General features: G+C 61.6%; 8 protein-coding genes. 5 read left to right on the plus strand and 3 right to left on the minus strand.

Annotated elements, in window-relative coordinates; all coding sequences use genetic code 11:
- Positions 1–711: 711 nt before the first annotated feature.
- Positions 712–1938 (minus strand): group II intron reverse transcriptase/maturase, encoded by a 1227-nt coding sequence (gene ltrA, locus SH412_RS20860; protein WP_336518755.1) that lies wholly within the window; start codon positions 1936–1938, stop codon positions 712–714.
- Between the two features lie 776 nt (positions 1939–2714).
- On the opposite strand from ltrA, the gene SH412_RS20865 reads away from it, so the two are divergent.
- From SH412_RS20865 to SH412_RS20885, 5 genes are all read left to right on the plus strand, one after another.
- Positions 2715–3818, plus strand: a complete 1104-nt coding sequence (locus tag SH412_RS20865) for a hypothetical protein (protein WP_336519954.1) — start codon at positions 2715–2717, stop codon at positions 3816–3818.
- Positions 3815–4690, plus strand: coding sequence for a hypothetical protein (locus SH412_RS20870; RefSeq protein ID WP_336519955.1), 876 nt, complete (start codon positions 3815–3817; stop codon positions 4688–4690). Before SH412_RS20865 ends, SH412_RS20870 begins: the two co-directional genes overlap by 4 nt.
- Positions 4691–5059: 369 nt before the next feature.
- Positions 5060–5482: a hypothetical protein gene (locus SH412_RS20875; protein ID WP_336519956.1), complete on the plus strand. Its 423-nt coding sequence runs from the start codon at positions 5060–5062 to the stop codon at positions 5480–5482.
- Positions 5483–5576: 94 nt separating this feature from the next.
- Positions 5577–6608, plus strand: coding sequence for an IS630 family transposase (locus SH412_RS20880; RefSeq protein WP_336518647.1), 1032 nt, complete (start codon positions 5577–5579; stop codon positions 6606–6608).
- Positions 6609–6635: 27 nt separating this feature from the next.
- Positions 6636–7343 (plus strand): hypothetical protein, encoded by a 708-nt coding sequence (locus tag SH412_RS20885; RefSeq protein WP_336519957.1) that lies wholly within the window; start codon positions 6636–6638, stop codon positions 7341–7343.
- Positions 7344–7651: 308 nt separating this feature from the next.
- Here SH412_RS20885 and clpB read toward each other — a convergent pair whose 3' ends face one another.
- Both clpB and dnaK read right to left on the minus strand, forming a co-directional pair.
- Positions 7652–10261 (minus strand): ATP-dependent chaperone ClpB, encoded by a 2610-nt coding sequence (clpB, locus tag SH412_RS20890; protein ID WP_336519958.1) that lies wholly within the window; start codon positions 10259–10261, stop codon positions 7652–7654.
- A 265-nt stretch (positions 10262–10526) separates the two neighbouring features.
- Entirely contained in the window at positions 10527–12428 is a 1902-nt protein-coding gene (gene dnaK / locus SH412_RS20895) for a molecular chaperone DnaK (protein WP_336519959.1), read from the minus strand.
- Positions 12429–12434: the final 6 nt, after the last annotated feature.

Below are 12434 nucleotides of genomic sequence, written 5' to 3' on the forward strand. Positions count from 1 at the left end.
CGGTCCCCCGTGGGGGTGGATCGGTCACCCTCCTGGTGCACCGATCCGTGCATGATTCACCGGTCACAGCGTGCGATCAGCCCCCTTGCGCGAACGGACCCGCTGCACGATCGGACCCCGGTTGGTGGATCGGACCCCGGTGCGCGATCGGCCCCCCTCCATTGGAGGGGGGCTAAGAGGGTGAAGAGGGAGTTGGGCGAACTGCATCCCCCACCACCCCAGCCCCGCACGTCGTAACTCTTCTCTGCGAAGCCCGAAGCCCGAATCCCGAAGCCCGATCCGAGCCATTGCACTCTGCACAGCCGTGTGGTACTTCTCAGCAACACACGTGCGGACTGAACGCCCCGGCCCGCCGGGTGGGGCCGGTCCGCCCGCCGGTCCGAGAGGTGACACACCGTCGGAGTCCCGATCGCATGCCATCCGTCACGCTCTCCGGGGGTCCCAGGCGGCCCGGCCGCGGCCGGTCTGTGTCGTCCGGGAGGCACAGGTTGGTCGTCCGCGATCGACCTGTGTCGCACAGCGACAGGAGGTTGACGGCAAAGGTGCCGATCCACGTCGCCGACCACTGCAGCCACTTCGGTCGGCCTCGTTTGTTTCCTCGCGGCACGAAGGGAGGACCAGATAGGGGTAGGGAAGCCCCATTGGCTTGGGGCTCCCCTCCCTCCGAACCGGACGGGCGGATCTCCCGCATCCGGCTCTCCGGTTGATGGTTTACCTTCGTGAGGATTGACAGGCCAACGCATGGGCTGCGGCGAGACTGAACAGCCCCTGCTCGGCGAAGTAGCGGTTCGGCCAGGCAAAGCAATCGGACGGTTTGCGGGCCACGCCGCGTCCGCCGCAACGGCGACGCAACAGACTCCGCAGACGCATCCGCAGCCAGCCATCCAGGGTTTTGTAGTCCGAGCGCCTGCTGCCGTGCTGGAAGTACGCGAACCAGCCGCGGAGCGACCGGTTCACGCGAAACACGATGCGCTGCAACGACGCGCCGGAAGTCCGACGTGTCTGTCGACGCAGCGTGTCCTTCAACGTCTGCAGGCTCTTCGAGCGGGGCCAGTGCTTTTCGCCGGCGAATTCGTACCCCAGAAACGCAAAGCTCTCCGCACGCACATCGACGATCCGCGTTTTCGTCGGGTGCAGCGTCAGACCGTTATCGGCCACCCACTCCCGCACGAGATCCAGAGCGTGCGACGCCTCGGCGGCGGTGCGGCACAGGATCACGAAATCATCGGCGTAACGCACCATCTGCAGACCGGCAGCGGCCAGCAGATGGTCCAGCGGATCGAGGTAGATGTTGCTCAGCAGCGGACTGAGGACCGCCCCCTGCGGGGCTCCGGCCTCGGGGGTCCACGACTTCGCGTCCTCAATGATCCCTGCGGTCAGGAACGATTCGATCAGCGATAACACACGGCCGTCCGCCAGTTTCTCCCGCAGACGCAGCAGCAACCGATCATGGGGGATCGAATCGAAATATCCCTTCAGGTCGGCGTCCACCACGTGGACATAGCCAGCCTTCAGGAGTTGATCCACCCGTCGAAGCGCGTCCTTGCAGCCGCGGCCCGGCCGGAAGCCGTAACTCTGGTCGGCAAAGTCGCGTTCGAAGATCGGCTCGATCACGTTCACCACTGCCGCCTGCACGACGCGGTCCCGCACCGTGGGAATCCCCAAGGGGCGGGTCTCGCTTGTGCCGGGTTTGGGAATGTGAACGCGGCGGATCGCCTGCGGTCGATACGTATCGTCTTTGAGGGCGTCCGACAGCCGCCAGAGAGCGTCTGGAAGCTGTGCGGAGAACTCGTCGACAGTCACGTGATCCACGCCGGCGGCGCCCTTCTTGCGCGCCACCTGCTGCAGGGCCGCCAGCAGATTCCGCTCGGCGAACACCTTGTCATACAGCCGGAACCATTTGCCTCCTTCCACTCCCTCGACGAGAGCCGTCAACATGCGCACGGTCCAGACGCACGGTTTCGCGCACGCCCACAGGCGCGACGCTGTTCCGGCTTGTTGAGCCCGCGGCACTGCCGCCGGTGGGACTTCCGCTGGTCTGGTCATGTCGCCTTCCATCTTCCTGGAGCCCTTCGCTCCCCCGGAGTTACCCGGCTTCGTCGCTACTATGGCTCCTCTGACTCCTGACCGGGTCAGTCCCTCCCGGTCAGGTCTCTTTGCGTCATGTGTTCGAACTTCCGGCCATTCCGCCTCCAACCACCTGATGGCTCCGCCGATCGCTTTGACACGTTACCCTTCAGCGTCGACGGCTTCCGGATCGCTCCGGTCTGGGCTTCACCTTAAGAGGGCAGGCTCGCCAAACCACCCGGCCGAATCGAGTTCACTTGCGTTGCGGACTGGCCATTCGCCTCCCGATGCTCCCCACCCCGCCTCGCGGCGACGCAGTTTCGGTCGGCTACAGGCCGGAGAACGTCTACCTGAGGAGGACTTCCACCTCCCTGTTCGAACACACTTGCAAACGCACCCTCCTCTGGCGTTGCCACCCCGGTAGGACGCAGACGTACAACCGGGGCTGCCTGCGGCGACCCACCAGCCAGGCGGCAACAAGTCTATATACAATAATATCTTGCGATTTTTCTTGAGATTCAGTTGCGACGTTGACGGCATCGCACGGTGGGCAGTCCCCAGGACCAGGAATTCAGTTGCGACTTACGTTTGTTGTTGCGACTTTAAAATTGAGTTGCGACTTCTATTCTCTCGGCTAGACTGGGAGTATGGATCAGCAAATCGATGGATGGTGGCTTTCGAACTTCGGCTCCTTTGAGGAGCAATCGGGGCCCTTTGACTACCGGAGCTTAGACGGCAGGACCGTCCTCGAAGTGAAACGCGTCTTGGACGGCAGTCGAGGGTTGCATGCGGCTGCCATGCAACTCGCCATGTCTTTGAATGAAACCCCGTTCATAAAACGTGCGTGCCTCGTCATGGGGCGCACTCGAATGTCTCGCTCACGCATTGAGAAGGAATGGAATTCTGTCAAGTCGGTACTTCATCCTTCGATCGCAGACCGCCTCGCAATCATCCTCGTCGAACACGACGCAACGTGGGTCGAACCCAATGAACCGTTCCTGCGAAGGATCGCAGACCACTTCGAGTACAGATGGAAGAGTGGACAATCCGCGTTAGCCGAGCCAATGCCTCAAACCCCGGGGCAAAAACACTACGAAATCGCCAAAGTTCTGCTGAGCCGATGGCTCACGAGGCAGGGCCCGATTCCCGTCGGAGAACTGGCTGGCGTCGTCGGTTGCAGTTACCCCACAGTGCGCAAGTCGCTTGACGATTCCGCCCTCGGCGACAATTTGACAACGACATCAAGCCGATCCGTCGAACTGAGGATGTTTCCTCATGTGTTATGGAGCGAATTGGTGGCACTGGCGCCGAAGATGCGGCGTTCCCTGCGGTATCGCGATCGTTCTGGCGACAAGCCATCGCCTCAGAGCCTGCTCGCGCGATTGGAGCGCAACCACCCCGCAAAGATCGCGATGGGAGGAGTCGTATCGGCGAGAGACTGGGATCCGGACTTCGATCTGCATGGAACGCCACGAATCGATCTCGTGTGCCACGCGCCGGATGGCGAATTCGATCTCAGCTTCGTAAAGAGACTTGATCCCGCACTGGAGCGGACGGACGACGCCAACAGGTCGCCAGTTCTCGTGGTCCACATACTGCAACGGGCATCGTCACTCTTCGTGGAACGGCCCGGCACAAGAATTCCGCTGGCTGATCCGGTCGAGACTGCTTTAGATCTCTATGATCTCTCGCTGACGGTCCAGGCGAACGAGCTCCTCTCACGTCTCCGTCCCGAGGCGCGTCTCGCATGAACCAGCTTGATCCACAACAGCTCTTTGTGCGAATCGCCCAAGACATCCCGCAGGAGCTACGCCAGCATCTCTTCGTGACTGGGAGTCTTGCGGCGGCCTACCACTACAAGGCAAGACTGGGTGGCCAAGGCATCAATACCAAGGATGCCGACCTGGTCGTTCACCCCGCGGGCGACACCAACTCGTGCGGGGAGATGACAACGCGATTGCGAGGAAACGGCTGGCAGAATACCAGCGAGTGCTACCCTCGGCAGACCGCTGAGCCCGAAACCGACCTGCGGGCGATTCGCTTGTTCCCGCCCGGATCACGCGAGTACTTCATCGAGTTCCTCAACATACCGCAGAAGGACCAGGGCGAAGCCAAGCTCTGGATTCCCATCGAACTGAACGACGGATGGTACGGGCTCCCCAGTTTCCGGTTCCTCGGAATCGCATCGATGGACCGCCTGACATCGGACGTTGGGCTGGAGTATGCCCGGCCGTCCATGATGGCCCTCGCCAATCTGCTCTCTCATCCGGAAGTTGGAACCGTTCGCATCGAGTCCGGCGAAATGCGTGGCGTCCTTCGCTCGGCCAAGGATCTGGGCCGGGTCATCGCGTTGGCGCGGCTCGAAGGGCGAGACGGAACGGCCGCTTGGATTAACGAATGGCGTCGCGCGATGGAGGAGTGTTTTCCCGCTAAGCAGGGCGAACTCCTCTCCCGGCTCGGCAGCGGTTTGGAAGAGCTGCTTTCCGACGAGAACGCACTGAAAGATGCTTGGAAGACTACTGACGTTGGACTGCTGAATGGACTGGACGTGACCGCTCAGATGCTAAAGGCAACCGGCGACCGATTACTCGATGACGTCATTCGTCCTCTTCGAGACACCTGAAAGGCGCGTTCGAAGCACAATTGTCACTGGCGCTGGTGGATAGAGTAGCCCCACGACGAAGGACGTGACGTGAACCTTCGCCCGGCGGTCCGAGTGGGGGAAGACGGTCGGTGCTCTGCGCGCGGGGGAGGGCTGGGATCGGAGACGCAATCTCCATGGACGTCGCTATCCCGCGACACATCACGACCCACTGATGGAAGTGTAGACGTTTCTGAGGTACAAGAACCGGAGGCGGGAGACGTTTTGAGTAGCCAACTCAATTCTTGAAAAAACGGTGAAGACTGAAAAGTTCGCTGCGACAATCTGATCCGCGGATCAATTTCCTGCGTTTCTGCTAGCAAGGTGCTGGAACCAAAAAGGCAGGTGGAAATGTCATCTGATCAACGGAACTCATGCCCAAATCCCGATTTACGCAAGCAGTCACTTGAACTCGAGAAACTGCATGCGGAGATCAGGAATCTAACTTACAGGTGGTGGATTCCGCCCGCAATTCAGGCTGGGCCAACATTGTTCCTTGTCCTCGCGACGGTAATTATCGCATTCTGGTCCGGCCTATTGGATGCCAAGCGGGAACGCAACGCAATCGAAAATGAACGTCTTCGAATTGAACAATTGACGTTGGCTGAAAGCGTAAAGGAAACGGAAGCGACTATTCGTGATTTAGGGCGACAGCTCTCGCAAGCACAGTCTCAAGTGGCTGCATTTGAGGGTGAGAAGTCTTCGATTCAACTTATCCGCAGATTGTTGCCGGCATCGACGATTGAGTATCTAAATCACCGGCCACGAATGTGAGGCGCGCGGCAGAGCGGAGGGATTGCAGTGGAAACGAGATGGGGAACCCTTACCTTGGAGGTATCACAACTCCAAACCAAGGAAGGAGTTCCCCATGGAAGGCATTCTTTCACCCCGGGCGGAGCGCGCCAAGCAGCGGTTGTCCGAGCAGTTGAAGTTTCTGAAGGACGCCGGGCTGAGAACGCGGTATCTGATCGTGATCCATCGACTGGAAGGACGTTCTCCCACCTGGATTGCCCGCTCGCTCAAGGTCGGTCGCAGCACCGTGTATCGGACCGAGCAGCGTTACGGGAAGGACGGCGAGATCGGTTTGTTCGACCGGCGGGGCGGCAACGGGCCACGGAAACTGACCGAGGAGTACCTGACGCAGTTGCGGGAGGTCGTGGCCGGCGATCCGCTGCAGGACGGCTGGAAGCGGCCGACCTGGACGCGGGAGATGCTGATCACAACGCTCCGTCGACGGACGAGTGTGAAGATCAGCCTGTCGACGATGAGCCGGGCCTTGCGGCTGATCGGGGCGCGGCGCGGACGACCGAAGCCAACGGTCGAGTGTCCGTGGCCGGAGGCCGAAAAACAGCAGTGTCTGGAGCAGATCGAGGAACTGGTGGCGCATCTGCCGACGGGCGAAGTGGCGGTCTGGGAGGACGAGATCGACATCCATCTCAATCCGAAGATCGGCGAGGACTGGATGCTCCGCGGGCAGCAGAAACAGGTTCTCACGCCGGGGAAGAACGAGAAGCGTTACCTGGCGGGGGCTCAGGATGCGCGGACGAAGGAGTTGATCGCGATCGAAGGCGACCGGAAGGACACGGCGTTGTTCGTACTGCTGCTGTGGGAGCTGACGCAGCGCTATCCGCAGGCGAAGAAGATCCATGTCGTCCTGGACAACTACGCGATCCATACGACCCGACTGGTGCGGGAGAGTCTGGCGACGCCGCTGGGGCGCAGGCTGCGCCTGCACTTCCTGCCGCCGTACTGTCCGGATCACAACCGGATCGAACGAACGTGGGAGGACTTACACGCCAACGTGACACGGAACCACAAATGCTCGACGATGCCGCAACTGATGCGAAACGTCCGCTCCTACATCCGCCGACACAACCACCGGCGACCGGCGGCGCTGTAGGAACGACCATCGAAGTGTTTCAGAATCGTGGCCGGTGATTTAGACCAGGAGGAGGGTTTTCGAATCTGCCTGGTACCGCACAGTGCCTACAACTTCGAGGAATACCCCGCCAACATAGCTATCCAGTCACCGCACACGCGTGAGGCATTGTCAGCGGTAGGGTCGATACACAACGTCGGAGAACTTGAGATTAAAGGTTTGACTCTGGAAGAACCAGAGTTACAGGAGCTTTCCAAACTCACAACTATTAGACGGCTATTGCTGAGCAGTAACTCTCTGAACAACGACCTTATGAAGTCTTTTCCAGTACTCCCTGAAATCACCCGTCTCTACTTGATTAATCAGAGATTCACGACGGCCCCGCGAATTGGACGCTTTCCTAATTTGCGCTCAATCAAGCTGTTTGCCACGCCCGTTTCTGACGAAATGATGACTGCCCTAGCGGGATGCGGCGAAACATTGGAATTCCTTGGACTGCAACGTGCATCGGTAACTGATCGCGGGCTTTCCGTGCTGAGTCGATTCCCCAAACTGAATAACGTTTATCTGGTGCATACCGAGGCTTCCGTTTCCGGGATCCGAAAACTAGCGGCAATGCAGTCGATGCGGTCTATAGCGGTTGACGGCGGGTTGTTTTCTGAGGAACTGGCGACAGAGTTGAAGCAGAAATACCCGGAGCTGTCATTTGGCACTACCAACGATCCTCCGCTATTGCCAAAGACTGCTGGCCAGTAATGTCTTCTTGAGTATTATTGAGCCGCCTCGTCTCGTGAAAGAGGCCGGATCCTACCGTTCCAGAATTGGCCCTGCCGGCTGACTAACTGCAATCAAGTCGACCCGTGTGTGGCCGAATTACAGCGGGGGGGAGGCTGCCTGTCCAAGTCATTGCCGGAGACCGGCGAGGTGTCATGGTCCCTTTTGTAATCGAGCATGTCTGTGTTGTCCTTGCAGTACTGCATTGAGGCGCAGTCTCGGAGGCGTAAAGACATGCTTGCCCAAGGCGGCCAGCCGTGGCACCCCGGAAAGCTGGGACTCGGGCGACCTCACACCGCCCGAAACGCGAACTCCCCGTTCTGGGACTCCACCCGGATCGTGCTTCCCTCCGGGAACTCGCCTCCCAGGATCGCGTTGGCCAGTTCGTTCTGCAGACGCTGCTGGATTACGCGCTTGAGCGGCCGGGCGCCGTAGACCGGGTCGTAGCCTTCTTCTGCCAGCGCCTGCTTCGCTTCGTCCGAGACTTCCAGCGTGAAATCGTTGTCCGCCAGACGCTGCTGCAGCTTCGCCAGTTGCAACTCCACGATCTGACGCACTTCCGTCCGGCCCAACGGGTGGAACACGATTGTCTCGTCCACCCGGTTCAAAAACTCCGGCAGGAATTCCTTCCGCAGCGCCCCCAGCACCCGGCGTTCGATCTCCTTGTCGTCCTCCTGACCGTTCAGATCCAGGATCAACTGGCTGCCGATGTTCGACGTCATCACCACGATGGTGTTGGTGAAGTCGACCGTCCGGCCGTGGCTGTCGGTCAGCCGTCCGTCGTCCAGGAGCTGCAGCAGGACGTTGAAGACGTCGCGATGCGCCTTCTCGATTTCATCGAGCAGCAGCACGGTATACGGCCGCCGGCGGACCGCTTCGGTCAGCTTGCCCCCTTCTTCGTAGCCGACGTAGCCGGGGGGGGCGCCGATCAGCCGGGCCACGGAGTGCTTCTCCATGAACTCGGACATGTCGATCCGGACCATCGCCTTTTCGTCGTCGAAGAGGTACTCGGCGAGCGCCTTGCAGAGCTCGGTCTTGCCGACGCCGGTGGGGCCGAGGAAGATGAACGAGCCGATCGGGCGGTGGGGGTCCTGCAGGCCGGAGCGCGACCGGCGGACGGCGTTGGAGACCGCGGTGACCGCTTCCTGCTGGTTGATCATCCGCTTGTGGATGAAGTCTTCCATGGTGAGGAGTTTCTGGCGTTCGGTCTGCAGCATGCGGGAGACGGGGATGCCGGTCCAGGTGCTGACGACCTTGGCGATATCTTCCTCGGTGACCTCTTCGCGGAGCAGGCGGTTGGCCTGGTCGCCGCCGACTTCGCTGACTTTGGCCTCCGCCGCGGCGAGCTTCTCGTGAGCGACTTTGAGCTGCTGCTCGGCCTGGAAGGCCTTGACGTAGTCGTCGTTGGAGTTGGTTTTCTGGGCCTGCGAGAAGGCCTGGTCGTACTGGGTGCGGAGCTGCTCGATCTCCTGCTTGAGGGGCTGCAGGGACGAGAGGGCGTTCTTTTCGGTCTGCCAGCGGGTTTTGAGGACATTGACCGATTCCTCGCGGTCGGCGATCAGCCGGCGGATCTCGGCGAGGCGCGCCTGGCTGTCGGCGCTCGATTCCTTGGCGAGCGCGGCCGCTTCGATCTGCATCCGGGTGAGCTGGCGGGTGGCCTCGTCGATCTCGGCGGGCATGGAGTCCATTTCCATGCGGAGCTTGCTGCCCGCTTCGTCGACCAGGTCGATCGCCTTGTCGGGGAGGAAGCGGTCGTTGATGTAGCGGTCCGACAGCGTCGCCGCGGCGATGATGGCGTCGTCGGTGATCCGCACGCCGTGGTGCGATTCGTAGCGGGCTTTGAGGCCGCGGAGGATGGAGATCGTATCTTCGACGTTCGGTTCATTGACGAGGACGGGCTGGAACCGGCGTTCGAGGGCGGGATCTTTTTCGATGTACTTGCGGTACTCGTCGAGCGTGGTGGCCCCGACGCAGTGGAGCTCGCCGCGGGCGAGGGCGGGCTTCAACAGGTTGGAGGCGTCGACGGCTCCCTCGGCGGACCCGGCCCCGACGACGGTATGCAGCTCGTCGATGAAGAGAATGATCCGGCCTTCGGCCTCGGTCACTTCCTTGAGGACGGCCTTGAGGCGGTCTTCGAATTCGCCCCGGTACTTGGCCCCGGCGATGAGAGCCCCCATATCGAGCGAGACGACCCGCTTGTCCTTGAGGTTGGTAGGGACGTCGCCGAGCACGATCCGGTGGGCGAGTCCTTCGACGATGGCCGTCTTGCCGACGCCGGCGTCGCCGATCAGGACGGGGTTGTTCTTCCGCCGGCGCGAGAGAACCTGGATCACCCGGCGGATTTCGGTATCGCGGCCGATGACGGGGTCGATTTTCCCCTGGCGGGCGGCTTCGACGAGGTCGCGGCCGTACTTTTCGAGGGCCTGGTACTTGTCTTCGGGGTTCTGATCGGTCACCTGCTGACTCCCGCGGACGGCTTTGAGGGCATTGAGGACGTCGGACTCGGCGACGCCGTTGAGCTTCAGGACCCGCTGGGCCTGGTCATCGACCTGCGTCAGCGCGAGGAGCAGGTGCTCGGTCGAGACGAACTGGTCCTTCATCTGATCGGCGAGATCGGAGGCCTTATTGAGGACCTGCATCGTCGCCGGCCCGGCGGAGACCTGCCCGCCGGACTGCTTGGGGAGTTTTTTCAGGTCCGCTTCGAGGATGCCGGCGAGCTGGGCGACCTTGACGCCGATCTTGTCGAGCAGCGGCCGGACGATGCCCCCCTCTTCGTCGAGGAGCGCCTTCAACAGATGCAGCGGCAGAAGCTGGGGATGCCCGAGGTTCTCAGCAAGCTGCTGAGCCTCCTGGACGGCCTCCTGAGCTTTGACGGTGAGTTTGTCCATGCGGAAAGCCATGAGGCGGTTCCTTAAGTCCGGACGGAGTGTGGTGACAGTCCCAGAACGGGACGTCGGGAGGGAAAGGTCTTCGGTCTTCGTAGGGTGAGTCGAGTCTTCGAGGCTCACCGCACTTCATCGGGTGGGTCTCGACCCACCACTCTTCGTCTTCTCTTCGTCTTAGGTAGGGTGAGTCGAGTCCGCGAGGCTCACCTCGGCGGAACTCGACTCACTCTACGATTGGTCAATCTGGTGAGCCTCGAAGACTCGACTCACCCTACGTCAATCAGTCTTTCTTGGTAAACTCGGCGTCGATGACCCCTTCGTCCGCGGCGGCCTGGGGCTGGCCGTCTTCACCGGCGGGGCCGGCCCCCTGGGCGGCGGCCGACTCGTACATCTTGGCGAACGCCATCATCGCCTGGCTCAGCTCGCCGGTCGCGGCCTTGATCGCGGCCGGGTCTTCCCCCTTCTCCGCGTTCTTGACCTTCTCCACCGAGGCTTCGATCGCCGCCTTGGCGGAGGCGTCGACCTTGTCGCCGTGCTCCTTGAGCGACTTCTCGGTGTCGTAGACCATCCGCGAGGCTTCGTTGCGGGCCTCAGCCAGCTCGCGACGGCGCTTGTCTTCGGAAGCGTGGGACTCGGCGTCCCGCTTCATCCGTTCAATTTCCTTCTCGTCGATCCCGCTCGAATTCTCGATCCGGACCGACTGCTCCTTGCCGGTGGCGGTGTCCTTGGCGGAGACCTTCAGGATGCCGTTAACGTCGATGTCGAAGGTGACTTCGATCTTCGGCACGCCGCGCGGCGCCGGGGGGAGTCCGTCCAGGTTGAACTGGCTCAGCAGCCGGTTGTCGTGCGCCATCGGGCGTTCGCCCTGGTACACGCTGATCGTCACCGCGGTCTGGCCGTCGGCGGCGGTCGAGAAGTTTTCCTTCTTGGTGACCGGGATGGTGGTGTTGCGCTCGATGAGGACGGTCATGATGCCCCCTTCGGTTTCGAGGCCGAGGGAGAGCGGGGAGACGTCGAGCAGGACCATGTCTTTGACGTCGCCGGTGATGATCCCCCCCTGAATGGCCGCCCCGATCGAAACAACTTCGTCGGGATTCACGCCGCGGTGGGGTTCCTTGCCGCCGAACAGCTTCTTAACGAATTCCTGGACCATCGGGACGCGGGTCGAGCCGCCGACGAGGACGACTTCGTCGATATCGGCGGGCTTGAGCTTGGCGTCGCGGAGGGCGTTCTCGACCGGCTTGCGGCAGCGTTCGACGAGGTGATCGACCAGCCGTTCGAATTCGCCGCGGGAGACGGTCATCTGGAGGTGTTTCGCTCCGGAAGCGTCCGCGGTGATGAACGGCAGGTTGATGTCGGTGTTCTGGCTGCTGGAGAGCTCCTTCTTGGCCTTCTCGGCGGCTTCGCGGAGCCGCTGCAGGGCCATCGGATCCTTGCGGAGGTCGATGCCGTTCTCGGCCTGGAACTTGTCGGCGAGGTGCTTGATGAGGACTTCGTCGAAGTCGTCGCCGCCCAGGTGGGTGTCCCCGTTGGTGCTGAGGACCTCGATGAGGTCGTCGCCGACTTCGAGGACGCTGATATCAAAGGTGCCGCCGCCGAGGTCGAACACGGCGATCTTTTCGTTCTTCTTCGACTGGAGACCGTACGCGAGGGCCGCGGCGGTTGGCTCGTTGATGATCCGCTCGACCTTGAGGCCGGCGACTTCGCCGGCGTCCTTGGTGGCCTGGCGCTGGGCGTCGTTGAAGTACGCCGGAACGGTGACGACCGCCTTGGTGATGGTATGCCCGAGGTAGGCCTCGGCGGACTCCTTGAGCTTGCGGAGGATGAGCGCGGAGATTTCCGGGGGCGTGTAGGTCTTGCCGTTGACGTCGACCTTCACGTACTCGTCGCGTCCGCCGACGATCTTGTAGGGGACCATCTTCTCTTCGGTCTCGACCTCGGCGTGCCGTCGGCCCATGAACCGCTTGATCGAGTAGATGGTGTTGGTGGGGTTGGTGACGGCCTGCCGCTTGGCGGGGTCGCCGACGAGCCGGTCGCCCTTGTCGGTGAAGGCGACGACGCTGGGGGTGATCCGGTTGCCTTCCTGGTTGGCGATGACCTTGACCTCGCCCCCTTCCATGATGGAGACCACCGAGTTGGTGGTGCCGAGGTCGATGCCGATGATCCTGTCCTGAATAGCCATAGTCGT

Source organism: Planctellipticum variicoloris (assembly GCF_030622045.1).
GTDB classification, from domain to species: Bacteria; Planctomycetota; Planctomycetia; order Planctomycetales; family Planctomycetaceae; genus Planctellipticum; species Planctellipticum variicoloris.